Genomic DNA, 26406 nt, shown 5'->3' on the forward strand with positions numbered 1-26406 from the left:
CTGAACAATCGCCCTCGAAAATGCCTTGGCATTAAAACACCTAATCAGGTATTTTTCGGGATCAACCCACCTGTTGCACTAGCGAGTTGAATCCGCGAAACCTTTGCGTGATTTCTTTCTCATCATATTCTTCTTCTCCATTGGTGCCGGGTTCGATCTGAAGTTGGCTGGAAGTATTGTGCTTCCAGCATTGCTGCTGGCGGGATTGATGTTGCTGTGCAAGCCCTATGTATACAGATCGCTTATACACTTGGCGGGGGATTCCCGGCGTCGTGGTCTGGAGATCGGGGTTCGCCTCGGTCAGATGAGTGAGTTCTCTCTGCTGGTGGCCATGCTGGCGCACGGCAATGGCCTGATCCAGCTTGCCACATTGATCACTTTCCTGGTTTCAAGTTACTTGGTGGTGATGCAATACCCGACGCCTATTGCGTTGTCGGACCGACTGAGAAGGGATTAGTTTTAGCGTTGGCAGTGGCTGCAGAAGTAGCTTGAGCGCTGACCAATGGTCCGCTGGGTGATGGGCTTTCCGCAGTTGGGGCAGGGTTCCTCGTTCCTGCCGTAGACCTTGAGTTCCTGGGCGAAATAGCCGGGCTTGCCATCCTCTCTCTGGAAATCCTTCAGGGTGGTTCCACCCTGGGCAATGGCGGCGGTAAGTACCCGCTTGATGTTACCGGCAAGTTGACGGTAGCGGGCCTTTGATATGCGGTTGGCGGCACGTTGCGGGTGTATGCCGCTCATGAACAGGGATTCGCTTGCGTAGATGTTCCCCACACCCACCACCACCTTGCCGTCCATGATGAAGTTCTTTACCGCGCCCTTGCGCCGCTGGGCCAACTGGTGGAGAAAGTCGCCGTCGAACGTTTCTGACAGGGGTTCCGGGCCCAGGTGGCTGATCAGTTCATGGGCTTCCGGCTTGTGACGGGTCCAGAGCACGGCTCCGAAGCGTCTTGGGTCCCTCAGCCTGAGGCAGCAGTGGTCAAAAACCAGGTCGAAGTGATCATGTGGGCCCGCCGGGGTCTCAGGAGGAAGGACCCGCAGGCTGCCGGACATGCCGAGGTGCAGCAGAAGATGCCCCTTGGATGTCTCCAGCAGCAGATATTTTGCGCGCCGCTTGACCTGGAGAATGGTTTCGCCCGGAAGGGTTCGGGTAAGACCCTTGGGGATGGGCCAGCGCAGCTGGTGCTGCCGGATGACAACCCTGCGGATCTGCTTGCCCTCGATATGGGGCGCAATCCCCCGTCGGGTCGTTTCTACTTCGGGTAATTCGGGCATCTCAATCGGACTGCGCTGGCGGGTTCAGCAGCGTGCTCTCTAAGGGTAGTCTGTAGGCAAGCCCCAGTTCCTTGTGGGCCAGGAGCAGTTCGCGTTCGGTCCTGATGGCATCAAAGGTGAGTGGGGTAGGTCTGTTTTGCAGCCGGATTTCGAAAGTGTCGGAGGCCTGTTTCTTTGGCGCTTTTTGCACCTTGGAAGTCCAGGTATTCTCCCACTCGTCTGCCTTGGCCGTGAGTTGGTCCACAGAGATGCCTTCAACGGGCGGTTCCAGCAGCCACCCGGTCTGGTTACGGTAGAGGTGCCATTGCGATGACTTGATCTCCCGTACTTTCGCCCCTTCACCGAGCAGGCTATGGCTTATGAAGTCCTCTGCCAGGGCAAGGAAGTGGTGGGGAAAGTGATCGTTGATCAAGTGCAGGGTGTCGTCGATGAGGACGTAACGGCGATAGTTGTAGGGGTGCGTGCCGCCGAATATCAGCTTGGTATCGTTGAACAGTAGCTCTGCCCTGGGTTTGTCCAGCCCAAACTCCTTGAGGCGATCTGCAGGAACCGGGTGCTGCTCAAAGCTTGGTGTGGAGGCGATGTCCAGCAGGATGTTGATGCGCGGTGTATTGGCTGCCACCTGGTAGGGTGTGGTCATGGACCAACCAACAGGGCCACGCTTGAGGGTGAAACCCGGGCCGTTATGATTGGCGATGGTGACCTGCATGATTTCGGATGGATTGAGTGTCGTCAGTGGTTGAAACTCTGCCTTATCCATCTCGTCAGGGGTGAGCCAAGCCACGGCGCCGAGTATCAGCACCACTACCAACAGGGCCAGGTTTATCAAGGTGCGCCGACTCATCATGGTATCAACTTCTTCTCCTTCGCCACCAGATCAGCATGCCAGTGGAGAGCAGGCCCAGTGGAATGACCAGCAGGAAACCGAAGCCGATGATCGCACCGGTAGTGGGTGTGAGTTCGATGTTTAGGTCCCTGCCTGTGCGGGCGGGGATATCAAGCAACTGGTCGTCTTCGCTGAGCCAGCGAACCAGGTTAAGCCCCAGGTCCTGGTTGCCGCCATTGGCCAGGTAGGTATTGGAGAGGAAGTCTCCATCACCGATGAGTACAATACGCTGTTCGCCTTTTTCATGGTTGCGGGTCAAGGCGTAACCAATGGTCAGGGGGCCGGCCTGTTCACCTTGTTCAGGGTTGTGTGTCACTTCCCCCTTCGTGGGCGAGGTTTCATTCCATGTTCGCGGCAGCGTGTTGAGCAGGGGGGTCCTCAGCCATCCGCCCGCTTCGCTGTCTGTCGCTTGCAATGCAGCCGCATACGGGTAGATGGTGATGGCCTTGAAGTTGGCGACTGCGGGATGTTTGGGGTACTGGGTGGCCAGGGTGATGGCCGGGCTTTTCAGGCCGAGGCCCTCTGCATTCGGATCGACGATCGTGCCTGGAAGTATCTCGATTCCGAGCTTTTTCGAGAGCGATGTGAGTCCTGAGTTTTTGCCTGGATCGCTCAGCCAGAGCAAGTTACCGCCCGTTTCCAGGTAGTCCGCTACGAGGTTGGTTTCACCGGGCAGGTAGTCGTTCTGTGGGCCTGCAATCACCAGCAGGCCCGTGTTGATCGGGATCTGCAGATGCTTGGCCAGGTCGAGGTCCTGCAAGTGATAGCCCTTGCGTTTCAGCTCATCGCCGAAGTCGCCCAGGTTGAAATTGGCCTTACCGTCCAGCCGGCGCTCACCGTGACCGATTATGAAGACAATCCACTTGTCACCCTGTTGGATGAGTCGCTGTATGGCGTTGCTTATGCCCTCCTCTTCAAGGTTGCGCAGGTTCTCCCGGCGTCCCTTGTATTCCAGGATCAGCTCGCCGGATACCTGGATGCCCAGTTCCCGGGTCAGTTGCGGCTGCATGGCAGGATTGACGAACTTGAACTCGATATCGGGGCGAAAGCGGCGATAGCGCGCCACGATATCCTTGATGGGGTCACGCAGGGCGGAGTTTTTCGGGGCAAAGGATGTGATTTTGAGGGGCGCATCCAGCCGTGTCAGCAGCTGCTGACTGACCGGGTGCAGGCTGTTGCGGCCGGATTCTGTCCAGTCCGAAACCAGGGCATAGCGCTGGGTGAGCCAGCCAAGCAGTCCAATGGCGATGACCAGTAGCAGGTGGAAGAAGGTGCTCTCCAGGCGTTGCTTCATGCAGCAGCTCCCTGGCTGCGCCGGCTGTCCAGTCTGCGGATGGTGAGTGCCAAGCAGAACCCTGTCAGCAGCAGGAAATAGGCGATATCGGAAGTGCTGACCAGGCCGCTGAGCAGCCTGTGGAAATGGCTTGATAGTGAGAGCCAGTGAAACAGGGGGCTCGCCTCGCCACCCGAGGTGGCGGCGCTGATGATCCACAGGAAGAGCAGTACCCCGTATGTGCCGACCGCGGCCACCGTCGGCTGGCTGGTGAGACTGGAAAGGTAGAGGCCGACGGCGGCACAGGCGGCCAGCAGCAGCGCTAGGCTCAGCAGTCCGGCGGCCACCCTTCCCAGGTCGATATCGGTGCCCACCAGAAGGGAGAGGGGCATCAGGGAGAAGAGGGCAACCAGGGCGATCTGAAGGGTCGCCAGAGCAGTGAATTTGCCAAGGGCGATCTGGGTCATGGAGACCGGCGAGGAGAGCAGCAGGTCGATGGTGCCGCTACGGTACTCTTCGCTCAACAGGCGCATGCTCAGCAGTGGCATTACCAGCAGGGTGAGCAGGGCTGCGGAATCCAGCAGCGGCGAGATTACCAGTTCGGTCACGCCCGGTGGCGACTCCAGGGTTGCCAGCTGGGGTTGAAGCTGGGCATAGCTGTCCAGTTGAGTGAGGAAGATCCAGGCGAGCAGAAACTGCGTCACCGCGGCCAGGCTCCAGGCCAGGGGAGAGAAGAAGAGGGTGCGCAGTTCCCTTCCTGCAATGGCTGCAATCATTGTTCAGGCTCCAGGCTGGTGATGCGGGTGAAGACCTGTTCGAGGTCGTGCCCTGCAGGGCTCAGCTCCCGCAACTGCCATCCCCTGTTCACGATCTGTTCTGCAAGGGACGAGATCTCGCACCCTTCAGATAACTGAACCTGGTAACGATTCGGGTTCAGTGTCTCCAGGCGCGCTATGCCTGGAAGCTGCTCCAGCGCTTCCGTGGATGGGGGGTTGTCCAGCTCCAGCACCAGGAGCTCTCCGTTGTCAGGACGGGTCATGGCCTGCTTATGGGCAAGGCTTCCCTTGTGCATGATCAAAACCCGGCTGCAGATCGCCTGTACTTCGGAAAGAATATGGGTGGAGAGAATGATGCCCCGCTTCCTGCCCAGGTTCTGAATCAGCTTGCGTATTTCACGGATCTGGTTGGGGTCGAGACCGTTTGTGGGTTCATCCAGAATCACCACCCGGGGGTTGTGGATGATGGCCTGTGCAATGCCCACCCGCTGTTGAAAACCCTTGGAGAGCTGCCCGATCAGGCGGCCTCCCACCTCGTTGAGTCCACACTGCTCCTTGACCCTGGAGACCGCGTTGCTGACTTTGTCTTTGCCAATGCCACGCAGGCGTCCAGCGTAGACCAGGTACTCATCTACCGTCAGGTCGCGATGCAGGGGAGGATTCTCCGGCAGGTAGCCCAGTTGTGCCTTGGCCTGCTTGGGTTGCTCCATCAGATCGATGCCGTTGAGTGTTATCCTGCCGCTGCCAGGAGCCAGGCCGCCACTGATGATACGCATGGTGGTGGATTTACCCGCCCCGTTTGGGCCGAGAAAACCCAATACCTCCCCGGCTTGCAGTTCGAAGCTGACATCGTTCACGGCGCAATAGTCGCCGTAATGACGGTAGAGGTTCTTTATGCTGATCAGTGCACTCATTGAGTGTGCAAGTTACAGGAATCAGGGGGGTGTTTACAAGATTGAAGAGGTTGGGTGCAGGGTTATTTGTGAGCAGTTGCTGTTTATTGCCGTAAAAGCCGTTATGATGCGCTCTCCGCGTTACGCAGATAAGAAGTTTCAGGTGCCTGTTGGCAGCAACAGGAGAATCGGGAATGCGGTGGAATTCCGCAACGTGCCCAACGCTGTGATGGGATGGGTTTGAACGGGTTTCGGATGTTTCTGAGCCAGCCACTGGATGAATTTCCGGGAAGGCGTTCAAATCGGCAACCCCCAAGTCAGAAGGCCGGCCTGAAATCAGTTTGACGGGATAGTTGGTCTGCTATTCCGGGTTTTCCAATCAAGGGGATTATTGCGTGGAAAATCTGCCGATCATCCAGCCTGAGCCGCTGTTCTCTGAAGCGGAGCAGGCGGCAGTCTATCGTGCCATCTTTACCCGCCGCGATGTGCGTGGGGAGTTTAAGCCTGATCCTGTTCCCGACGAGATGTTGGCCCGTATACTTCGTGCGGCCCATCATGCGCCTTCCGTGGGTTTCATGCAGCCCTGGAATTTTCTCCTGGTCCAATCTCCTGAAAAGCGGCAGCAGGTGCACGATCTGTTCAAGGCGGCCAACCGTGAAGCCTCGGAGCTGTTTGATGGTGAGAAGCGCGAGCTCTACGGGAAGCTTAAATTGGAAGGGATTCTCAATGCCCCGGTCAATCTCTGTGTCACCTGTGATCGTGAGCGTTCCGGCCCCGTTGTACTGGGTCGCACCCATGACCTGTCCATGGATCTCTACAGCAGCGTGTGTGCCGTTCAGAATCTCTGGTTGGCAGCCCGGGCAGAAGGCGTGGGTGTCGGCTGGGTCAGTATCTTCGACAAGATGAAACTGAAAGAGCTATTGGGTCTTCCCGGTCCCGTGGTGCCCGTGGCTTATCTCTGTATCGGGTATACCACGCATTTTTACGAACATCCGGAGTTGCAGAACCTGGGTTGGCGCAAGCGAATGCCTCTGGATGAACTGGTCTGCGTAGACCACTGGGACAATGGAGACAAGACAGAGATCGAAGCGCTACTGCAGTTGCTACGGAATGAGAACTGATTGTCAGTGGCCCTATAGCAGAAACAGGGTCGCGAGGCCGAGGAAGGCCAGGAAGCCCACGATGTCTGTGACCGTGGTGAGCAGAACCGATCCGGCAAGAGCAGGATCGATACCTATCTTGTCCAGGGCGAGGGGCAGAATGGCCCCCGTGAGCGCTGCAAAGACCAGGTTTATGCTCATCGCCACCGCAATCAGCAGCGCGATGTCGGTACTGTCGAACCAGATGCCTGCCACAACAGCGACCACCGCTGCCCATATCATGGAGTTGAGCCCTCCCACTGCCAGCTCTTTGAGAATTAGCCAGCGGGTGTTCTTGCCGGAAAGCTGACCCAGTGCGATACCGCGAATGGTGAGGGTCAGGGTCTGGCTGCCGGCGATACCGCCCATGCTGGCAACGATTGGCATCAATACCGCAAGGGCCACCACCTTTTCGATGGTCTCCTCGAACATGCCGATGACCCAGGAGGCGAGAAAGGCGGTGACCAAGTTGACCCCCAGCCAGAGCGCACGGCGTTGGGCGGAGATCATCACCGGTGCGAACATGTCCTCGTCTTCCGACAGGCCGGCCTGGCCCATGAACTGATGCTCACCCTCTTCACGAATCACGTCCACCACGTCGTCCACGGTGATACGCCCCAAAAGCAGGCCCTCGTCATCCACTACCGGCGCGGAGACCAGGTCGTGCTGTTCGAACCGGTTGGCCACGGCGCCGTCATCCCAGTTGGCCGGGATCGCCTTCAGGTCCAGTGACATGATTTCCACCACGGTGTCGTCCGGGTCGTGGGTCACCAGGTCGGTGAGGAAAAGGACCCCCAGGTATTTGCCTGCACGGTTGACCACGATCAGGTTGTCGGTATGGGGGGGGATCTGCGACTTGAGTCGGCGCAGATAACGCATTACCACGTCGAGGGTTACTTCCGGCCTGACGGTGAGGGTGTCCGGATTCATCAGGCCGCCGGCAGTATCCTCCGGATAGGAGAGCACCGCCTCCAGCCGTGACCGATGCTGCAGGTCCAGGGATTCGATGATCTCCCGGGTAATGGTGTGGGGCAGTTCCTGGATAAGGTCGGCGAGATCGTCGGTATCCAGGCCCTCCGTGGCGGCCAGCAGTTCTGCCCGGTCCATCTTGCTGATCAGGTCGGCCCTGACTTCGTCGGTCAGGTGGACCAGCACCTCACCGTCGTTCTCTTCATCTACCAGGCCCCATACGATCTCACGCTCAGCGATGGGCAGCGCCTCCAGCAGGTGGGCGATTTCGCCGGGATGGAGGGCATTGAGCATGCGCTTTGCTTGTTGCAGGGTGCCGCTGTCGAGCACTTCCTGCAGCCGCTGCAGGCGAGTATCTTCCGGATTGTCAGCGGCTTGGAAGGACATTGGCAGGAAATCCTCGGGTTAGTCATTTCACCATCTGGTCGTGATGATGAGGGCATTGCTGCGCTGCGGATATTCTAGCAGCCTTGGAGGATTTACGGGAGGGGAGTTCCCGGTTTTTTCAGGAGGTTAGAGCGCTTATCTGTAAAAGTTTTTCAGCTGTTTCCGGGGTGTCGAGCTGTTGCATCAACGGCGTCACGCGCTCGGCAAGCTCCCCAGCGTTGATGTTGCGGAATATATGCTTCGCCTCGAGCAGGGCGCCAGGTTGCATGCTGAACTCCTGCAAGCCCATGCCGAGGAGCAGCGGTATATACCTGGGATCACCCGCCATCTCTCCGCACATGCTGACGGGGATATTGTTGTTGCGCCCGGCATCTATGACCATCTGGATCAGGCGCAATACAGACGGGTGCAGGGGGTCGAACAGGTAGTTGACCTCGTCATCGACACGATCGATGGCCAGGGTGTACTGGATCAGGTCGTTGGTGCCGATGGAGAGGAAATCCAGCTCCCTGGCAAACGACTCCGCAGCAAGGGCGGCGGCGGGTATCTCAATCATACCGCCGATAGGGATGTCGGCATCGAACGCGATGCCATCCCGCTTCAGGCTATACATCACATCTTCCACCATCTGCCTGAGTTCTTTGACTTCATGCAAGGTGGAGAGCATGGGGATCATGATGCGTATCGGGCCGTAGGCTGATGCCCTGAGAATGGCCCGCAGCTGTGGCAGGAAGAGTTGCGGCTCCTTCAGGCAGAGACGGATGGCTCGCAGGCCCAGGGCGGGATTGCACACCGGTGTGTCGCTGTCATTGCAGCCGTCGATCTGCTTGTCCGCTCCCAGGTCCAGGGTGCGGATGGTCACGGGTATGCCCCCAAGGCCATTGACCACCTGACGGTATGCCCTGAAGTGCTCCTCTTCATTCGGAACGTCGTTCCGGTTCATGTAGAGAAACTCGGTCCTGTAGAGCCCGACGCCGTTGGCTTTGAGGTTGGGGGTTGTTTCAATGTCCTCTGGCAGCTCGATATTCGCCAGCAACTGGACGGTGTGACCGTCGATGGTCTGTGCCGGCTGGTCGATCAGTCGGCGCAGGGATTCAGCATGCTGGAGGTCAGCATCCTTCTTTTCAAGGTACTGGCTGAGGGTCGCGTCCTCGGCGTTGATGATGACGATGCCCTGATGGCCATCAACGATCAGGTTCTCTGTATCCTGTATGTTGTGTGTCGCCTCGTGCACACCGACCACGGCCGGGATGCCCAGGCTACGGGCAAGAATGGCGGTGTGTGACATGGGGCCGCCATATTCCGTGACAAAGGCCGCTACGCCCTGGTGACGCATCAGGATGGTGTCAGCGGGAGTCAGATCCTGGGCGACAATGATTTTGCCTTCGAGATGATGGAGGTCGTCTTCGTCCACCAGGGTGAGGTTTTTCTGGATCTGGTCGACCACGTGTTCGACGTCATCCTTGCGTGTGCGCAGGTAGTCGTCTTCCATTTCATCGAAGACCCGAACCAGGGCATCACGTTGTACCTGGAGCGCCCATTCGGCTGCATACTGCTTCTCGCGGATGGTCGAGATGGGTGCTTCCACCAATGCTTCGTCGGTAAGCATCAGCAGGTGGGTATCGATGAATGCAACGATGTCCGAGCGGGTGTTCTGGGCAATCTTGTCGCGGATCGCCTTGAGCTGGCGCCTGGCTCCTGCGACCGCCTGGCGGAAGCGGTCGACCTCGTCAGAAATCTGGTCGGTTTCTATAAAGCGGGGAACGATGTCCGGGCGCCCTCGCTGCAGCAGGTGGGCCTCGCCGATGGCGATGCCGTTGGATACACCGATGCCGCTGCAGCTCACACTCATTCGCCTTCTCCGAACTTGTCGTTGATCAGCGCTGTAATTGTTTCGAATGCCTCCTGCTCATCTGCACCATTGGCGCTCAGGGTCAGGGTGGTGCCCTGGGATGCGGCCAGCATCACCACGCCCATAATGCTTTTGCCGTTGGCTTCCTGGCTGCTGTTCGACAGCAATATATCGCTGCTGAACTGGCCGGCAGTTGTTACCAGCTTGGCCGCGGCCCGGGCATGCAGGCCGAGTTTGTTTATGATCTCAATCTCTTTCGTAATCATGCAGTATCAATCAATGCCGGGCATCTCCCGGTTCAAGGTGGATAGTTCGAGCCTGTCAACAGATCCTAAGGCAGCTCCCTATGGCGTGTCTGCACGTTGCGGCCGCAGTGATTAAAGTGGTCGGCAAGTTTTTCAGTCAGGTAGACTGAACGGTGCTGCCCGCCGGTACAGCCGACGGCAACGGTCAGATAGTTCCGGCCATCGCTTTCGAAGCAGGGAATCCAGTGTTCGAGAAAACCGATAATCTCTTCTTTGAGATGCTGTACCAGGTCGTCACTCTCCAGGAAGCGCTGCACTTTCTCGTCCCTGCCTGTGAGGGGACGCAACGCCTGGTGCCAGTGGGGGTTTGGCAGGCAGCGTACATCGTAGACGAAGTCGGCGTCTCTTGGTACGCCGTGCTTGAATCCAAAGGATTGGAATAGCAGGCTCAGCTCGTTATTGGCGCGCTCGCCAACCCGCGAACGGATGACGCGCCGCAGTTCGTGGAGGGTGGTGTGGGTGGTGTCGATCCTCAGGGCAGCTGCCGTGAGAAACGGTTCGAGCAGCGACCTCTCCAATTCGATGGCTTCGGCCAGGGGGCGCTCTTCATCGGTCAGAGGGTGTTTTCTGCGCGTTTCGCTGAAGCGCTTGATCAGGGTGTCGTCCTGGGCCTCCAGGAAAATGACTTCGCACTGGATCTCGCGTTCCTTGAGTGGGCGAAGCATGGTAGAGAGCGTACTCAAGTCGGCGGAAGGACTTCGTGCATCGATGCTTACAGCGATGAGATTGAAGAGGTGGTCGTGCCGCCGGGACAACTCTTCAGTGAGTGCCGGCAGCAGAAATACCGGGAGGTTGTCGATGCAATAGTAGCCCTGGTCCTCCAGTGTGTGGAGGGCGATACTTTTTCCTGAACCTGACAGACCTGTAACGATGACCAGCTTCATTGAGGCACCAAGTAGTGTTCGATTTCAGGAAAGTATATCGTCTTGTAGGGGCGCTGTCCCCAGCGCGATGGGGGTTTTATCCTGCAACGGCAAGTAGCTGATATCACTCTCCGGGGTGGGCTCCTGAAGACGGATAGGTATGAGTCACTCCTCGCCGTTGTCGTCGAGAATCGCCTGGTGCTTGTTGATGAAATCTTCCGAGGCATCGTAGCCGGTACGCAGGAGCATGTGCTGCCGCACGGCGGTTTCCACCAGGATGCCCATTTCACGCCCGGGGGCAACGGGCAGGGTTACTTCCGGGATCTGCAGGCCGAGCAGGTTGCGTGAGGCATGACTGCCCCTGAGACGGTCGATGTCCTGAAGCTCCGCTTCGCTCATCGGCTTCAGGTTGATGATCAGGTGGATGGTCTTGTTGAACTTGACGGCGCTGTCTCCAAACATCGCGCGGATATTGAGGATTCCCAGGCCCCTGACTTCAAGGAAGTCCCTCAGCAACGGCGGGCAGCTGCCCTTGATGATGTCCGGTGTGATGCGGGCAAACTCCGGTGCGTCGTCAGCGATCAGCCGGTGTCCCCTGGATATGAGTTCCAGTGCCAGTTCGCTTTTTCCCACGGCAGCGGGACCGGTGAGCAGAACGCCCGTACCCAGTACCTCCATGTAGACGCCGTGAACGGTGGTCCGTTCGGCCATCACGTTGGTGAGGTAGTACTGGAGCTCGTCGAGCAGGCGGGCGTCGGGAAGGGATGAACGCAGAATCAGTGTCTCTGTTCTTTCGGTATGGTCGATGAATTTCTCACCCACGTTGATGCCGTCGGCCAGTATGACGGTGGCCGGGGTAGCCGAAAAGAGCTTGTCCAGGACGTCCTGGTAGAGGTCGGTATCCAGCCCGGAAAAGTAGATCAGCTCGGCGCGGCCAATGATCTGGATTCGGTTGGGATGGATGTAGTTGAGAGGGCTGGCAAGCCCCTGGCTGCCGGATCCCGGGAAGCCGCCCTGAAGCAGTCGCTCCGAGCCGCCGCGTCCCGCAATCCACTCAAGCCCGAGTTTTTCCCTCAGGGCGTTGTAGCGATCGCGGGTGGTGATGGAGGGGTTCATGCGCTCTGTGCGAGTTCTTCCCAGTGCAGTATCTGATGTTCGAGTGCTGCCGGGTCATCCGTGTTTCTCAACATTTCACAGAATTTCTGATTGCTGAACAGGGAGGCCAGTTTGGCCAGCAACTGCAGGTGTTCCTGGGTGGCCTCTTCCGGAACCAGCAGGCCGAAAACCAGGTCAACCGGGTTGCCGTTTATTGCGTCATAGTCAACACCGGTCTTCAGTTGCAGGAAGGCGCCGACGGCCTGCTCCACGCCAGCCATGCGGGCATGGGGCAGGCCGATACCATTGCCTAGTCCGGTACTGCCCAGGCGCTCTCGTTCCAGCAGCTTGTCAAACACCTCTTCAATCTTCAGTTCAGGATTTGAGGTTGCAAGCAATTTGCCAATCTCTTCCAGTACGCGCTTCTTGCTGGCCGCAGGGTTGCGGCAGCCTATGCGCTCGACAGTGAGAAAGTCAGCAGGGAACATATCTTACCCGGGCAGTGTTTGTTGTCAGATAGTGGGTTCCATGCCTTTCAGGCCGGCCCCATTACGGTGATTGGTGTGCTTCTCCTTGTGCTTCTTCACCTGTCTGTCGATTTTGTCCACCAGGCCGTCGATGGCGGCATACATGTCCTCTTCCGTGCAGTCTGCAAAGACATCAGCACCGTTGACATGCAGTGTGGCCTCCGCTTTCTGGCGCAGCTTTTCAACGCTCAGGATGACATGGATATTGGTCACGTGGTCGAAGTGCCGCTCTAGACGTTCGAACTTGGTGTCCACGTAGTTGCGCATGGCTTCAGTGATATCAACATGATGACCGGTGAGGCTAATTTGCATGGTTTGCTCCTTGTTTCAGGCCTCTATGCGAGGCGCTTCCGCTCATTGGATGGCGGTATTGCCATCGACTCGCGGTATTTTGCTACGGTCCGCCGAGCGACCTTGATGCCCTGGTCTGCGAGTATACCCGCTATCTTGTTGTCGCTGAGCGGTTTGTTCGGTTTTTCCGCAGCGACGAGTTTCTTGATCAGGGCCCTGATCGCGGTGGCTGAGCATTCACCGCCTCCAGCCGTACTGACGTGACTGGAGAAGAAATACTTGAACTCTAAAGTACCACGGGGAGTATGCATATACTTCTGTGTGGTTACCCGGGAGATGGTGGATTCATGCATCTCCAGGGCTTCTGCAATGTCCCTGAGTACCAGGGGGCGCATCGCCTCTTCGCCGTGTTCAAAGAAGCCGCGCTGAAATTCCACGATCTTGGTGGCCACCTTCAGCAGGGTTTCGTTGCGGCTCACCAGGCTTTTGATGAACCAGCGGGCCTCCTGCAGGTGGTTTTTCAGATAGGTGTTGTCCTGGCTGTTGTCCGCCCGGCGGATCAGTCTTGCATAATCGGCATTGACCCGGAGCTTTGGTGTGGAGTCGGAGTTGAGTTCAACGAGCCACACGCCGTCTTTCTTGCTGACGAAGACGTCAGGGATGACGTATTCGGGCTCCGTTTCGGAAATCAGGGTTCCGGGGCGGGGTGTGAGCGAGCGGATCAGGCTGTTTATCTCGTGCAGCTCATCGTCATTGATTTTCAGCTTGCGCTTGATCTGGTTGGTGTCCTGGTTCGCCAGCAGCGAGAAATGGTTTTCCACCAGTTCCCTGGCCAGGGCCAGGGCGGGGTGCTCCCGGGGATACTGTTTCAGTTGCAGCAGGAGGCACTCCTGGGGATCCCTGGCGGCAACGCCGGGGGGGTCAAACTGTTGTATTCGGTGGAGGACCGCCTCGACCTCTTCGCTGTCGATCTCTTCATCGTCCAGCTCGGCAGCGATCTCTTCCAGTTGGGTCTTCAGGTAGCCGTCTTCGTCGATGCCGTCGATGATTGCTTCTGCGATAGCCCGGTCGGTATCGCTGAATGGGGTCAGGTTGCACTGCCAGCCGAGGTAATCCTGCAAGGTGCGTGCGGTTTTGCGCTGTGCAAGATAGTCTGAATCCCCCGTCTCTCTGGGCAGACTGCCCGAACTGGGGGGCATGGTGCTGTCGTAGACATCGTCCCAGCCGCTGTCCACGGGCAGATCTTCAGGCATGGCGCTGGCGTCGGCCTTGATCTCCTGCTCGTTATTGGTGTCGTTCTTGGAGATGCTGGACTCGGTAGGGGCAGTGATGCTCTGTCCACTCTCCAGCACCGGCTGCTCGGCGCCGTTGAGTTGCTCCCGGCTGCTCCATTCTTCCTCGGTTTCGAGCATAAGGTTCGAGTCAAGGGCGTCCTGTATCTCTTGCTTGAGGTCAAGCGTAGAGAGTTGCAGCAGGCGTATTGCCTGTTGCAACTGGGGAGTCATTGTTAGGTGTTGCCCAAGGCGAAGCTGTAAGGTTTGCTTCATGCGGCTCTAATTTATATGAAATTGGTACGGTATTTGTATGTTTATTCCTAATTTCATTTTAGCCGAAAAAGCCCTCTTTCGTGCAAAGTATTATTTCGCAGGTCACTTGTTCCAGATCAACTCCACTGTTTATAGGCTGAATTCCTTGCCAAGGTAGACATCTCTCACGCTTTCATCGGCGAGGATATGCTCCGGAACACCTTCGGCCAGCACATGCCCCTCATTGATGATATAGGCCCGTTCGCAGATCCCCAGGGTTTCGCGTACGTTGTGGTCGGTTATGAGCACCCCAATGCCCCGGGAGGAGAGTTCCCGGATGATATTCTGTATATCTTTCACCGAGATAGGGTCAATGCCGGCAAAGGGTTCGTCGAGCAGGATGAAACGGGGCTCTACCGCCAGGGCGCGTGCTATCTCGAGGCGCCTGCGCTCGCCACCGGAGAGACTCATGGCGAGACTGTCTCTCAGGTGGCTGAGGCCGAAGTCGAATAACAGTTCCTCGGCGGCGCTGATCTGCTGTGCACGGTCCAGATCCTTGCGGGTCTCAAGCACCGCCCGGATGTTGTTTTCGACACTGAGTTTTCGGAATACCGACGGTTCCTGGGCCAGGTATCCCAGTCCCAGGTGAGCTCGCGCATGCATGGGAAGGTGGGTGATGTCGTGGCCATCGATACTGATGGTTCCCTTTTCGGCGGGGATCAGCCCGGCGATCATGTAGAAGCAGGTTGTTTTCCCTGCGCCGTTGGGGCCGAGCAGGCCAACGATTTCGCCATTGCTGACTTCCAGGGATACTTCTTTGACCACGGCCCGGCGCTTGTAGCTCTTGGCCAGGCCATGGGCGGCCAGTACGGTCATTTATTCTTTTTCTTCTTGTTTGACTGGATGGTTACCCGGACGCGCTGCTTGCCCTTGGCGCTGGCGCCCGCCTTGATCATGGCCTTGGTCCGATCGTAATTGATACGATCGCTTTTAAAGGTGTCCTTGCCCTGGGACAGGACAGCATCTCCGATCATGTGGAGTATCTCGCTGTTGGAGTCATACTCCATTCGCTTCATTTGCGCACGGATGGTGCCCTTGTCGCCGTCGCTTTCCTGCTTGTAGGTGACCGGGTTGCCGGCAGCCAGGATGTGGTCTGAATCCTTGTCCTTGCTCTGGGTGACGGTGATGGAACTGGCGGTGACACGGATCGAGCCCTGGGTCAGCTCCACGTTTCCCTTGTAGACCGCCACGCCCTTCTCATCGTCGAAATCGACACTGTCGGATTCGATGTAGATAGGCTGATCCTTATCCGATTCCAGGGCCGATGAAAGGCCGGGAAGTGCCAGCAGCAGTGTGAGCAGGACCCAGTAGGCCCCGGTTTTGTAGTGCTTAGTTGTTGGCTTCATAGCGTCCTCTGACGTTTGCCAGTAATTTCAGCCTGACCGGTTCGTTGAACCAGGCTTGCATGCCGCGCCCTTCCATGCGGTCCGTGTCGGTCCGGATAGTAATTTCGGCATCCGTCTCTGCATAGTTCTGATCCTGCTGGATCCGCAAGTCCCGGGTGACGATGTGTATCGGTTTCACGTTCGGGGCGGCAGAGCGGTCGATTTTAACCTTTCCATTGAGCAGTACCAGCTCTCCGTCACCTGAAATCCAGCCCGATTTCGCGCTCAGGCGCCAGGGGGGCTTCTCCTCATCATACAGCTTCAGGCGTGGTTCGATGAGTTCCGTACTGTCGTCGTCAGGATAGTGGGTCATGCGCTCTGCCCACAGCTCCTGTTCAGGGATCCCATCTTCATCCATCTGTATTGTCGTCATACCTTCAAGGTAATAATCCGGGGTATGTTTCTCGGCTTCGGTTCCACCTTCCTGAATACCACTGCGCTCCGCAATCCACCAGCTTATGCCGGTCATTACAAGCAGGGCGCCACCGATAATCAGGTTCTTTGAATCCACGGTCTACAGGTATCCTTTCAACGTCTCATCAAGCGTACCTTTCGCCTCCATGATCAGTTCGCATACTTCGCGGGCCGCACCGCGACCGCCGCCGACGTCGGTTTGCCAGTGGGCATGCTGTTTGACCATCTTGTGGGCGTCCTGGACGGCAATCGCCAGTCCGACTTTGGTCATGATCGGCAGGTCAACCACATCATCGCCCGCGTAGGCAACTTCCTCGTCTTTGAGTCCCACTTTCTGTTTGAGTTCTTCGTAGGCAAGAAGTTTCTCCAGGCGCCCCTGGTAGACATGCTGGATACCCAGGCTCTCCATGCGCTTTTCGACCACCACGGAGGCCCGGCCGGTGATAATGGCGATCTCCACGCCACTGTGCTGAAGCATTTTCATGCCATGGCCGTCTTTCGAATTGAATGCCTTGTACTCCAGGCCGTCGTCGCCCAGAAAGAGGCTGCCGTCAGTGAGCACCCCGTCCACGTCAAAGATCACCATGCGTATCTGCGCGGCTTTTTCCAGGATATTTTGCATAACTACTCCCTCGAACCCGGCTCATACACCGGTGCTTAGAGACGCTACATCACGCCTGCCTTCAGGAGGTCGTGCATATTGATAGCGCCTGCCAGTTTCTGATTGTTATCGATAATTAACAGTGCATTTATCTTGTTTTCCTGCATGATTTGCAGTCCTTCGGCGGCAAGCAAATCTGCAGTGGCGGTTTTGCAGCCCCTGGTCATCACCTCTGAGACTTTGCAGTTGTGAATGTCCACCTGGCTGTCCAGGGTGCGTCGCAAGTCGCCGTCGGTATAGATTCCGATCAGTCGCTCCTGGTCGTCTATCACCGCGGTCATGCCCAGCCCCTTGTTGGTCATCTCCACCAGTGCATCACGGAGATCCGCGTTTTCGTGCACCCGGGGGATCTGGTCGCCTGCGTGCATGATATCACCAATGTGCAGCAACAGTCGGCGACCCAGGCTGCCACCGGGGTGGGAGCGGGCAAAATCCATTTCGGTGAAACCCTTCGCTTCCAGCATCGCCACCGCCAGGGCATCGCCCATGGCTAGTGTGGCGGTGGTGCTCGAGGTCGGGGCCAGGTTCAGGGGGCAGGCCTCCTGCTTTACGCTGATATCGAGATGGGTATCCGCCTCCCGGGCCAGGTTGGAGTCCAGGTTACCGGTCATGGCGATCAGCGGCACGCCGAGTCGCTTGATGATGGGCAGGATGGTGAGCAGTTCCGCGGTTTCGCCGGAGTTGGACATGGCGAGCACCACGTCTTTTTCGGTGATCATGCCCAGGTCGCCATGACTGGCCTCGCCGGGATGCACGAAGAAAGCCGGGCTGCCGGTGCTGGCCAGGGTGGCCGCGATTTTGCTGCCGATGTGTCCGGATTTTCCCATGCCGGTGACCACGATACGCCCTTCGCAGGCCAGCATGTAGCAGCAGGCCTGGGCAAAGTCGCCATTGATACGCCCGGCCAGGGCGCCGACCGCCTCGGCCTCGTTTTTTATCACGGCCAGGCCAAGGGCTTGCAGTTTTTCTGCCTCTTCGGCAGTGGGTCGTATATTCTTGTTCATGTATTAACAGGCCCTAACTGCCTCCAAAAAAAGTACTTGAGCTTGCGCTACCGGTTCGCCTTGGGTGTCAATCGAGTTGTAAAACAGCCAGCCCTGGTAGCCGACGAAAATCAGGGCCAGGATCAGGCCTTCGACACGGTTGATTCTGCCCACGCCCTTGAATCCATAGCCCATGACAAAGAGCATCAGCGTCAGCCCGATCACCAGGGGCATATCGCGGGTCAATACTTCGGGGCTGAATACGCCGGGAGCAATCAGTCCGGGCATCGCAAGCACTGCCAGTAGATTGTACATGTTGGAGCCCAGGACGTTGCCTATGGCGATGTCGTGCTCCCCTTTTAGTGCACTGGCGATACTGGCCGCTAATTCCGGAAGACTGGTGCCGAGGGCGACAATGGTCAGGCCGATAACGAGTTCGCTGACACCCAGCGCGGTTGCAATGTTCACCGCGCCCCACACCAGCATGCGTGAGCTGATCAGCAGCAGTGCCAGTCCGAGAATAAACAGGAAGATCGCTCTCCCCATGCTCATCGCTTCCGGAATCTCGGCTTCGAATTCCACTTCCAGCGGGTCCTGGGCGCGGCTGCGAAGGCCTATTCGGACGACTGCATAAAGCAGTGCTACCAGGCTGGCGAGCAGGGCAACCCCATCGAAAACACTGAGTTCGCCGTCCAGCATCAGGGCCAGGGTGAGGAAGGTGACGATGAGAAGAATCGGGTATTCGCGCCGCAGGGTCTCCGAACGCACCGTCAGGGGGGCAATGAGTGCGGTGACGCCCAGGATAAGCGCGATATTTGCGATGTTGGAACCGATGGCATTGCCGATCGCCAGGCCAGGGGTGCCCTGGAGTGAGGCCATGCTCGAGACCAGGATTTCAGGCGCCGAGGTGCCGAAGCCGACGATGGTGAGTCCGATAAGTATCGGGGAAACCCCCAGGTTTCGGGCGATGGCGGCTGCGCCGGTAACAAATCGATCAGCACCCCAGACCAGCAGGGCGAATCCGGCAACGATGGCGGCAATATCCAATAGCATGAGAGCGCGTTGTTCAGTCCAAGTTTAGCGTTGTGCCCGGATCGGGGATTTCCCGGGGCACCGGGTTATTTTTTCAGGCTGGGAATTGTCACAGACACGGGCTGGATTGTCCAAGCCCGGTATTTGTTTGGAAGGGGGACTCAGTCGATGAAGAACTGCTGGGTAAGTTGTGCCTTTATGGTCTTGTCAAAGCCCTTGGGCGTTACTTCCAACCGGAAAGTCAGGGTCTCCAGGTTTGTGATGGGAAAATCGCCTATGTAGTAGACGGCTTCTCCCTCGCGGATCTCCCTCAGGTCGATTTCGCGCATCTGGCCGATGAGATTGGTGGAACGGGCCTTGACCTGGGCTGTGACCGGGGTGCCGGTGGTTCCCGGGACCTCCTTTATCACGCTGACATTCAGCATTCCGCGATACTTGCTGCGGACCAGGCCGTACTGCTTGGCAATCTCCGGTGAGAGTGTTGTGTCCGGAATGGCGTTGTGATGGACGGTGTATCCATGGCCCTGGGTACTGTTTTCGGCAACGGTCGTGAAGGGCAGCAGCATCAGCAGTGCGACAAGAACAGATTGTATGGCGTGGGTCATGACATGAATCCGGGATAACCAGGGGGATTTCTACTATAGATCAGCTGGCACAACAGGCATAGTGCCCGGTTGTCGGGTGAGCCCCCTGTCAGTGACGGGTGTTTCCGGTTTTTACCAGCCTGGGCCTCGGCCGCTCTTCTTCGGTCAGGGGGCGGGTATTGTTCAGGGTGTTGTGCATATTGCGCAGGATGGTGAGCTGCTTGGCAATGGCGTTGTGTTGCCTTTCCAACTCTTCGATCCGGCTGTCCAGGGTGTCGCGGGAGTGGCTTACCTTCTGCAGATCCTTCAGTCGCTGCTCCATCTGCTCCTTGTGATCCTTGATCTGGATAATCAGCGGTTCGAGGGCTGTTTTCAGCCAGGCATCAATCTCCTTGTGCGCCTGGAAGAAGATATCCTTGGCCTTGCTGACCATGGCCACGAAGAAGCGCTTGACCACGAAATGCTTCTCGGTCATCGCGGTGACAGGACTCTTTCTGAAAATTTCAGCCTCTTGGTAGAGCAGTTCCAATTCGACGCGATAGCGCATGATGGAGAACATTTTCGGCTGCATGACCGAAAAACCGTGCTCGTTCTGGAAGCGGCGGTAGATGCTGCGAATCAATTTGCGGGTCTGTTCGCTCTGGTCGACGACGATCTGCATATCTTCACGCATTTGGTCGAACAGTCCCTGCATGCTGCCCTTCAGGCCAACCGTGGTCCAGTTGTCCTCCATCTTCGAGCGTGTTTCGTCGATATTCTGCTCCAGTCGCTTGAGGTCCAGGGCCCGGCGCAGGGTCTTCGCCTGACCTTTGAGTACCTTGCGGCTGGCCTGGAAGCTGTTCACATTGTTCATGTACTTGGCCTGTTCCTCACGGGTTCGGGCTATCATGTGTTCAATGACGTCCTGGCTTTTGCCGCTGAGATCCCTCAGTTCACTCAGCTGGGTTTTGATGCTGTTGAGCTTGTTTGAAACGATGCTGCGGGTACCGTCAAGCATACCGCTGATTTCAGCAGTGATGGTGTCCTGCAGGATCTGTTGGCGAGAATTGAGGATGTCGTCTGACAGGTAGTTCTCAAGTCGCGCCAGTGCGCTGCGGGCGGTAAGTTCATCGTCCTGCTTGACCTTCCCCAGTAACGCTTTTTGTGCAGAGACAGGGAAGATGGTGTTGCGGTCCACGCCGAGTATTTTTGCGGTGGACTGGCGCTGGGTTTCTATTGCGCGAGCGATTGCGCCTTCGTCCAGCAGTTCATCCCACAGGGTGTCAATTTTATTCAGTACCACCATCAGGCCGCGTTGGCGGCTGCCGTGGTAGCCCTTGACGTGGTTCTGCCACATTTCGAGATCCGTACGGGTCACGCCGGTGTCGGCGGCAAGCACGAAAATCACCGCCTGGGCGCTTGGCAGCATGTTCAGGGTCAGTTCCGGCTCGCTTCCCAGGGCGTTGAGACCCGGGGTGTCCAGAATGGTCAGCCCCTGCTTGAGCAGGGAATGCGGAAAGCTGATCATGGCGTGACACCATTTCGGGATCTCGACGTACTGCGGGGGCTTGTCGTTGTGGTGGTGCTGCTCGGGGTCATACATACCGAGTCTCACCGCCTCTTCGAGACTGACTCGGCGTGTCTTGATCACTTCTCTCAGGCAGTCTTCCACCTGGTCTGCAGAGTCGATGTCCAGGGGGTAGGTTACCCACTGATCCAGGTCTTTCTTCAGGTCGTTGAGGCTGGTTTCCTGCAGCCGCGTCTCAATGGGCAGCACCCTGAGGTAGGATTGCTCAATGTCCCGATCGTAGAACAGCTCGGTGGGACACATGGTGGTCCGTCCGGCCGTGGAAGGGAGGAGGCGCCTGCCGAAATCAGAGAAAAAGATGGCATTGATGAGCTCGGTCTTGCCCCGTGAGAACTCGGCCATGAAGGCGATGCGCAGGCGATCATCTTCCAGGGCACTCAGGCAATCCCTGATCTGGCGCTCCCCCTGCTCTGTGGCCAGCTTATATTTATGCAGCCACGCTCGATACTCCCCAACTGTGCGGTACAGTGAGGATTTCCATTGCTCGTAGGCTTGTAGCTGTCGTTCAAGCCGGAAATCTTCCATTTACAGCCGTTCCTCTCCCGGCAATGGCCAGGGTATATGGAAACCGATCCTTAAATAGTATATCGGTAATTTGCCTGATTTTTTGAGATTTGTCAATCAGTTAGAGCATATAGTTTAGGTAGTTTGGGCGGTTTGCCTATGGAGGTCCCTGAAATTCAGCCCATTTGCGAATTCGCAAGGATCTCGCATCCCCTGTTTCGATTATCGAAACGGGCTGGCGAATAGCACCTGCATGGGAGGGATCAGCAACATTTGAAGCAGCCATAGACCGGCCATCACCAGCATGGGAGAGATGTCGATGCCACCAAGCTCAGGAAGCACTCTGCGTGCTGGTCTCAAGAGCGGTTCGGTCAGGCTGTGTAGCAGGCTGGCCGCAGGGTTATAGCCTCCGGGATTGATCCAGCTGAGTATCACCTGGAGCAGGATGGCGAAGAAAAATATGTTGATCAACAGCGCAATCAGCTCCGGTACGGCCCAGGAAAAGGCCGCCAGCAGGTTGGTGTCTATTCCGATGATCAGCATGATCAGCAGCAATTCCACCGATTTCACCAGCCAGGCCAGGGTCAGGGACGCGATGTCCAGCCCGGCGACACCGGGGATGATCCGGTGCAGGGGGTTCAGTACCGGGGTCGTGAGCTTGACCACGAACTGGGATATGGGATTGAAGAAGTCCGCGCGCATCAGCTGCAGCAGAAAACGCAGCAGGACGATTGTTGCGTAGACGCCAAAGATCAAATGAACCAGGAACACCAGGGGATTGGTGAAATAGGTGCTGTCCATCAGTTATTCCCGAGTAATTCGGAGAGTTCGATTGAGCGGTCTTTGGCGCCCGCAAGTGCCTTGGCAAACAGCGCCTGGAGCTCCCCTTCCTGGAGAATGCCGACAGCCCGCTCTGTGGTGCCGCCGGGAGAGGTTACCTTTTCGCGCAGTGCGCCGGGGCCATCGCTGCTCTCCATGGCCATGCGTGCCGCGCCGAGCGCGGTTTGAAGGGTAAGCAGCCGGGCGGTATCAGCGGGCAAGCCCATCTCCAGGCCAGCCTTTTCCATTGCCTCCATGATCAGAAAGAAGTAGGCGGGGCCGCTGCCCGACAGTGCAGTGACGGCGTCCATCATCGTTTCGTCATCCACCCAGCGGGTAAGTCCCACGGCGCGGAGTATGGATTCCGCCAGGTCGCGCTGTTCCCGGGTGACGTCTTTACCGGCATGGAGCACGGTCGCACCGGCCTGGATCATGGCCGGGGTATTGGGCATTGTGCGCACCAGGGCCAGGTCGCCTCCCAGCCAGGACTGGATCTCCTTTTCACGTACCCCCGCTGCGATGGAGATGACCAGCGGTTTGCGTTGCTGAACTCCCGGTGTCAGGTCATTGGCGACCTGCTTCAGAACCTGGGGCTTGACCGCCAGAACGAGAACATCGGCCCGCTCCACGGCACTGCTGTTATCCGCTGCCGAGCGAATAGCGAAGCGTGCAGCAAGGCTGGCCAGTTTGTCGCTGTCCGGGTCGCTCACGATGATATGTTTCGGATCATAGCCGTCTGCGACCAGGCCTCCGACCAGGCTGGCAGCCATATTGCCACCACCAATGAAGGCGATTGTGTTGCTTGTCTTATCAGTAAGTTTTTTCGTATTGGTTGCGTTCAACTTTATCTTACCTGGGTTTAATTACGGGAAATGACTGGGTTGCGGGGACCGAATATCGCGGTGCCCGCCCTGACTATAGTTGCCCCTTCTGCAATTGCCGCCTCGATATCCGCTGACATCCCCATGGAAAGGGTTTCCAATGGGATTTCATCCGTGGCCAGCCGATCCCTCAGTCTTCTCAACTCGCAAAAGGGGCGGCGTTGTCCTTCAAAGTCTTCGGCGGGGGCGGGCAGGGTCATCAGGCCGCGAAGTCTCAATCGGGTGAAACCGGAGAACTCCTCGATCAACGCCTCTGCTTCTTTGGCAGTCAGGCCGCCCTTGCTCTCCTCCTCGTCCACCTTGATTTGTAGGCAGACATTCAGGGGGGGCATGTTTTGCGGTCTCTGTTCATTCAGCCGGCGGGCCTGTTTTGCCTTGTCGACACTGTGCACCCAGTCGAAATTTTCGGCAATTGCACGGGTCTTGTTGCTCTGTACCCGGCCGATGTAGTGCCACTGGGCATTTGCCCCCCTGAGGGCAGTGATTTTTTCCAAGGCTTCCTGCAGATAACTCTCCCCGAACAGGTGCTGTCCGGCCTTCAGGGCTTCAGCGATTTCATCTGCGGTACGGGTCTTGCTCACCGCAAGCAGCTGTATGTCATCGCAGTCACGCCCCCATGCCTCGGCGGCCTCCCTGATGCGTTGATTAACCTGTTTAAGGTGCTCTGGAATACTACTCATGTTTCAGGCGCATTGTTCGTCTATACTTCTTTTAGCTCTATGAATGGGATATTAAATCAAAAACGTGATAGTTTCCCTTACTCTACGAATAAAGCTGTGTCTCGGAGCGCCGGACGACGGTGAGGTGATTCTAGCCCGTATTGGGGAGCTCCGGTTGCCGTTACAGGGGGTAGATTGAATGGATATTGCTGAACTGCTTGCCTTCGGCGTCAAACATGATGCGTCAGACCTGCACCTGTCATCCGGGTTGCCTCCCATGATCAGGGTGGACGGCGATATGCGTCGCGTCAATGTGCCTCCGCTGGAGCACAAGGTTGTCCACGGGCTTGTCTACGATATTATGAATGACAAGCAACGGAAGGACTTTGAGGAGTTCCTGGAGACTGATTTCTCCTTCGAGATCCCGGGTTTGGCCCGTTTTCGTGTCAACGCTTTCAACCAGGATCGGGGTGCGGCGGCTGTATTTCGAACCATTCCCTCGAAAGTGCTTACCCTCGAGGACCTGGGTTGTCCCGAAGTCTTCAAGGATGTTATCAGCGTACCCAGGGGCTTGGTGCTGGTGACCGGGCCGACAGGTTCCGGTAAGTCAACCACGCTGGCCGCGTGCGTGGACTACAATAACGACAACAACTATGCACACATCCTCACAATTGAAGACCCGATCGAGTTTGTTCACACCAGTAAGAAATGCCTGGTCAACCAGCGTGAAGTGCATCGCGATACCCTTGGGTTTGCCGAGGCCCTTCGTTCGGCGTTGCGCGAAGACCCTGACATCATCCTGGTGGGTGAGTTGCGTGACCTGGAGACCATTCGTCTTGCGCTGACCGCAGCCGAGACCGGGCACCTGGTGTTCGGCACCCTGCACACCAGTTCTGCGGCCAAGACCATCGACCGTATCATCGATGTGTTCCCGGCGGGTGAAAAGGGCATGGTGCGTTCAATGCTGTCGGAATCACTTCGTGCTGTGATCGCCCAGACACTTTTAAAGAAGATTGGTGGTGGGCGAACCGCGGCCTGGGAGATTATGGTGGGAACACCGGCTATCCGAAACCTGATTCGCGAAGACAAGGTTGCCCAGATGTATTCGGCAATCCAGACCGGCCAGGCACACGGGATGCAGACCCTCGATCAGCACCTGCAGGAATTGGTCAAGAAGGGATGGATCAGCCGACTGGATGCGCGCGCGAAGGCAACCAACAAGGAGATCTTCGCAGGCTAAGCCGGGCGGCGTAGCGAGTTAAGGATTTTTCTGTAACTGATATGTTGTAAGAACGGGGAATAGGTTGGATTTCAACGCGTTACTCAATCTGATGGTTACGAAAAGGGCATCGGATCTCTTCATTACTGCAGAGATGCCTCCCTGTATCAAGGTTCACGGACGAATCATGCCGGTGTCGAAATCCAAGATCTCCGAAGATCAGGCAAAGGAGATCGTTCTGGGCCTGATGAGCCCGGCCCAGCGTGAAGAGTTCACCCATACCAACGAGTGCAACTTTGCGATCAAATCAAAGGATGGCGGACGGTTCCGTGTCAGCGCCTTTGTTCAGCGCGATGCCGTGGGTATGGTGATGCGCCGCATCGAAACCCAAATTCCCTTGGTGGAAGATTTGCAACTGCCCCAGATTCTCAGGGATCTGGCCATGGCCAAGCGTGGCCTGATCATTTTCGTGGGAGCCACGGGAGCGGGTAAGTCGACCTCTCTTGCCGCCATGCTGGGCCATCGCAACCAGAACAGCAGCGGCCACATCATCACGGTGGAGGATCCCATCGAGTTCGAGCATAAGCACGCCGGCTGCATCGTGACCCAGCGCGAAGTGGGTATAGATACCGAGTCCTACGAGGTGGCGCTGAAAAACACCCTGCGCCAGGCACCGGATGTGATCCTGATCGGCGAGATCAGGACACGGGAAACCATGGATCATGCCGTGGCCTTCGCTGAAACCGGTCACCTCTGCCTGTCGACCCTGCATGCCAACAACGCCAACCAGGCCCTGGACCGCATCATCAACTTTTTCCCCGAGGATCGCCGGGACCAGGTGTTCATGGACCTCTCCCTGAACCTGCGTGCCATCATCGCGCAACAGCTGGTTCGAAGCCCCGACGGAAAGAGCAGGCGCCCGGTAGTTGAGGTGCTGATCAACACCCCGCTGGCCGCCGACCTGATTCGCAAGGGCGAAGTGCACAAGCTCAAGGAACTGATGAAGCGTTCCACCGAGCAGGGCATGATCACCTTCGACCAGGCGCTCTACAACCTCTACCAGGAAGGCGCCATTACCTACGAAGACGCCATCCTACATGCCGACTCCGCCAACGAAGTGCGCCTGATGATCAAGCTGGGCAGCGGCGACGTGGAGAAGTACTCCGCCAAGATGAGCAGCGTATCCCTGCTGGAAACGGACCAGGAAGATTTCATGTAATCGTCGCTTAGTTTATTTATTGGAAAGCCGCTGATTTGGATTGGATCAGCGGCTTTTTTGTTGGACCACCTGGTTGGAAACCAGGTGGTCGACCTCTAATTTCTGATCTCTGGTAAAAAATTTCGTGGCCTACAAGGGGTGTACTCTGTAGCTGCACTCATTCCATGGCCACGAGTGACTTTTGTTACGGCAAAAGTCACCAAAACCACTGCTCCGCCATGCCACCCTGCGGGTGCTCTGCGCTATTCAAAGTTTCAGGGGGGTTCACAGACAGCACTTCCCTGTGCTGACTGTGAACGCGCCGCTTCCTGCGGCGCCCCTAACGGGCCTGGTCCTGAAACTTCTCCGTTGCTCGATGGCATGGA

At 57.3% G+C, this 26406-nt stretch carries 26 protein-coding genes, 2 pseudogenes and 1 riboswitch; of the genes and pseudogenes, 4 read left to right on the forward strand and 24 right to left on the reverse strand.

The features are described 5' to 3' along the window. Nucleotides 1-100: 100 nt before the first annotated feature. Nucleotides 101-457, forward strand: a pseudogene (locus BOW53_RS05480) (cation:proton antiporter domain-containing protein); the annotation flags it as partial. A gap of 2 nt (nucleotides 458-459) precedes the next feature. Here the strand turns inward: BOW53_RS05480 and mutM are convergent. Genes mutM through BOW53_RS05505 form a run of 5 tightly spaced genes read right to left on the reverse strand, consistent with a single transcriptional unit; the run spans nucleotide 460 to nucleotide 5121 of the window. Continuing rightward, a complete protein-coding gene (gene mutM / locus BOW53_RS05485) occupies nucleotides 460-1272 on the reverse strand; it encodes a bifunctional DNA-formamidopyrimidine glycosylase/DNA-(apurinic or apyrimidinic site) lyase (RefSeq protein ID WP_078486558.1) in 813 nt (270 codons plus the stop codon). Between the two features lies 1 nt (nucleotide 1273). Next, nucleotides 1274-2119: a DUF4340 domain-containing protein gene (locus tag BOW53_RS05490; protein WP_078486560.1), complete on the reverse strand. Its 846-nt coding sequence runs from the start codon at nucleotides 2117-2119 to the stop codon at nucleotides 1274-1276. A 4-nt stretch (nucleotides 2120-2123) separates the two neighbouring features. Further along, nucleotides 2124-3452, reverse strand: coding sequence for a GldG family protein (locus tag BOW53_RS05495; RefSeq protein WP_078486561.1), 1329 nt, complete (start codon nucleotides 3450-3452; stop codon nucleotides 2124-2126). After that, nucleotides 3449-4207 (reverse strand): ABC transporter permease, encoded by a 759-nt coding sequence (locus tag BOW53_RS05500; RefSeq protein WP_078486563.1) that lies wholly within the window; start codon nucleotides 4205-4207, stop codon nucleotides 3449-3451. Before BOW53_RS05500 ends, BOW53_RS05495 begins: the two co-directional genes overlap by 4 nt. Beyond that, nucleotides 4204-5121, reverse strand: a complete 918-nt coding sequence (locus BOW53_RS05505; protein WP_078486565.1) for an ABC transporter ATP-binding protein — start codon at nucleotides 5119-5121, stop codon at nucleotides 4204-4206. Before BOW53_RS05505 ends, BOW53_RS05500 begins: the two co-directional genes overlap by 4 nt. Before the next feature lie 123 nt (nucleotides 5122-5244). Then, a riboswitch (cobalamin riboswitch) is annotated at nucleotides 5245-5448 on the forward strand. A gap of 47 nt (nucleotides 5449-5495) precedes the next feature. Here BOW53_RS05505 and bluB point away from each other — a divergent pair. Beyond that, nucleotides 5496-6221, forward strand: a complete 726-nt coding sequence (gene bluB / locus BOW53_RS05510) for a 5,6-dimethylbenzimidazole synthase (protein ID WP_078486567.1) — start codon at nucleotides 5496-5498, stop codon at nucleotides 6219-6221. A 12-nt stretch (nucleotides 6222-6233) separates the two neighbouring features. Here bluB and mgtE read toward each other — a convergent pair whose 3' ends face one another. The 19 genes and pseudogenes from mgtE to BOW53_RS05605 all read right to left on the reverse strand — a co-directional run bounded on the left by mgtE (nucleotide 6234) and on the right by BOW53_RS05605 (nucleotide 23624). Beyond that, on the reverse strand, nucleotides 6234-7595 hold the full coding sequence (gene mgtE, locus BOW53_RS05515) for a magnesium transporter (protein ID WP_078486569.1): 1362 nt from the start codon (nucleotides 7593-7595) through the stop codon (nucleotides 6234-6236). Nucleotides 7596-7713: 118 nt separating this feature from the next. After that, nucleotides 7714-9447 (reverse strand): phosphoenolpyruvate--protein phosphotransferase, encoded by a 1734-nt coding sequence (ptsP, locus tag BOW53_RS05520; RefSeq protein WP_078486570.1) that lies wholly within the window; start codon nucleotides 9445-9447, stop codon nucleotides 7714-7716. Next, complete coding sequence (locus BOW53_RS05525; RefSeq protein WP_078486572.1) at nucleotides 9444-9713, reverse strand: HPr family phosphocarrier protein; 270 nt, start codon at nucleotides 9711-9713, stop codon at nucleotides 9444-9446. Before BOW53_RS05525 ends, ptsP begins: the two co-directional genes overlap by 4 nt. A gap of 65 nt (nucleotides 9714-9778) precedes the next feature. After that, nucleotides 9779-10636 (reverse strand): RNase adapter RapZ, encoded by an 858-nt coding sequence (gene rapZ, locus BOW53_RS05530; RefSeq protein ID WP_078486574.1) that lies wholly within the window; start codon nucleotides 10634-10636, stop codon nucleotides 9779-9781. A 144-nt stretch (nucleotides 10637-10780) separates the two neighbouring features. Continuing rightward, complete coding sequence (gene hprK, locus BOW53_RS05535) at nucleotides 10781-11731, reverse strand: HPr(Ser) kinase/phosphatase (RefSeq protein WP_078486575.1); 951 nt, start codon at nucleotides 11729-11731, stop codon at nucleotides 10781-10783. Next, complete coding sequence (locus tag BOW53_RS05540) at nucleotides 11728-12198, reverse strand: PTS sugar transporter subunit IIA (RefSeq protein WP_078486577.1); 471 nt, start codon at nucleotides 12196-12198, stop codon at nucleotides 11728-11730. Before BOW53_RS05540 ends, hprK begins: the two co-directional genes overlap by 4 nt. 24 nt (nucleotides 12199-12222) lie before the next feature. Then, complete coding sequence (hpf, locus tag BOW53_RS05545; protein ID WP_078486579.1) at nucleotides 12223-12549, reverse strand: ribosome hibernation-promoting factor, HPF/YfiA family; 327 nt, start codon at nucleotides 12547-12549, stop codon at nucleotides 12223-12225. A gap of 23 nt (nucleotides 12550-12572) precedes the next feature. Further along, the gene (locus BOW53_RS05550; RefSeq protein WP_078486580.1) at nucleotides 12573-14075 is read right to left on the reverse strand and encodes an RNA polymerase factor sigma-54; all 1503 of its coding nucleotides are present in this window, start codon (nucleotides 14073-14075) and stop codon (nucleotides 12573-12575) included. A 129-nt stretch (nucleotides 14076-14204) separates the two neighbouring features. Then, nucleotides 14205-14930 (reverse strand): LPS export ABC transporter ATP-binding protein, encoded by a 726-nt coding sequence (lptB, locus tag BOW53_RS05555; protein ID WP_078486582.1) that lies wholly within the window; start codon nucleotides 14928-14930, stop codon nucleotides 14205-14207. Beyond that, the gene (lptA, locus tag BOW53_RS05560; RefSeq protein ID WP_078486584.1) at nucleotides 14927-15460 is read right to left on the reverse strand and encodes a lipopolysaccharide transport periplasmic protein LptA; all 534 of its coding nucleotides are present in this window, start codon (nucleotides 15458-15460) and stop codon (nucleotides 14927-14929) included. The genes lptB and lptA overlap by 4 nt, the downstream gene beginning before the upstream one ends. Further along, nucleotides 15444-16010, reverse strand: coding sequence for an LPS export ABC transporter periplasmic protein LptC (lptC, locus tag BOW53_RS05565; protein WP_078486586.1), 567 nt, complete (start codon nucleotides 16008-16010; stop codon nucleotides 15444-15446). Before lptC ends, lptA begins: the two co-directional genes overlap by 17 nt. Before the next feature lie 3 nt (nucleotides 16011-16013). Further along, nucleotides 16014-16538: pseudogene (kdsC, locus tag BOW53_RS05570) on the reverse strand (3-deoxy-manno-octulosonate-8-phosphatase KdsC); the annotation flags it as partial. 41 nt (nucleotides 16539-16579) lie between these two features. Continuing rightward, on the reverse strand, nucleotides 16580-17578 hold the full coding sequence (locus tag BOW53_RS05575; RefSeq protein ID WP_078486589.1) for a KpsF/GutQ family sugar-phosphate isomerase: 999 nt from the start codon (nucleotides 17576-17578) through the stop codon (nucleotides 16580-16582). 3 nt (nucleotides 17579-17581) lie between these two features. After that, nucleotides 17582-18610 carry a calcium/sodium antiporter gene (locus BOW53_RS05580; protein WP_078486591.1) on the reverse strand — a complete coding sequence of 343 codons (1029 nt, stop codon included), beginning with the start codon at nucleotides 18608-18610 and terminating at the stop codon, nucleotides 17582-17584. Nucleotides 18611-18750: 140 nt separating this feature from the next. Next, nucleotides 18751-19194: a DUF4426 domain-containing protein gene (locus tag BOW53_RS05585; RefSeq protein WP_078486593.1), complete on the reverse strand. Its 444-nt coding sequence runs from the start codon at nucleotides 19192-19194 to the stop codon at nucleotides 18751-18753. Between the two features lie 88 nt (nucleotides 19195-19282). After that, nucleotides 19283-21265: a dynamin family protein gene (locus tag BOW53_RS05590; RefSeq protein WP_078486594.1), complete on the reverse strand. Its 1983-nt coding sequence runs from the start codon at nucleotides 21263-21265 to the stop codon at nucleotides 19283-19285. Between the two features lie 201 nt (nucleotides 21266-21466). Beyond that, nucleotides 21467-22045, reverse strand: a complete 579-nt coding sequence (locus BOW53_RS05595; protein ID WP_172838781.1) for a YggT family protein — start codon at nucleotides 22043-22045, stop codon at nucleotides 21467-21469. After that, on the reverse strand, nucleotides 22045-22905 hold the full coding sequence (gene proC, locus BOW53_RS05600; protein ID WP_281254027.1) for a pyrroline-5-carboxylate reductase: 861 nt from the start codon (nucleotides 22903-22905) through the stop codon (nucleotides 22045-22047). The genes BOW53_RS05595 and proC overlap by 1 nt, the downstream gene beginning before the upstream one ends. A gap of 17 nt (nucleotides 22906-22922) precedes the next feature. Next, nucleotides 22923-23624 (reverse strand): YggS family pyridoxal phosphate-dependent enzyme, encoded by a 702-nt coding sequence (locus BOW53_RS05605; protein ID WP_078486597.1) that lies wholly within the window; start codon nucleotides 23622-23624, stop codon nucleotides 22923-22925. A 178-nt stretch (nucleotides 23625-23802) separates the two neighbouring features. On the opposite strand from BOW53_RS05605, the gene BOW53_RS05610 reads away from it, so the two are divergent. Beyond that, entirely contained in the window at nucleotides 23803-24843 is a 1041-nt protein-coding gene (locus tag BOW53_RS05610; protein WP_078486599.1) for a type IV pilus twitching motility protein PilT, read from the forward strand. A 64-nt stretch (nucleotides 24844-24907) separates the two neighbouring features. After that, nucleotides 24908-26041, forward strand: coding sequence for a PilT/PilU family type 4a pilus ATPase (locus tag BOW53_RS05615; protein WP_078486601.1), 1134 nt, complete (start codon nucleotides 24908-24910; stop codon nucleotides 26039-26041). Nucleotides 26042-26406: the final 365 nt, after the last annotated feature.

This window comes from Solemya velesiana gill symbiont (assembly GCF_002020805.1).
GTDB lineage: Bacteria > Pseudomonadota > Gammaproteobacteria > Chromatiales > Chromatiaceae > Sedimenticola_A.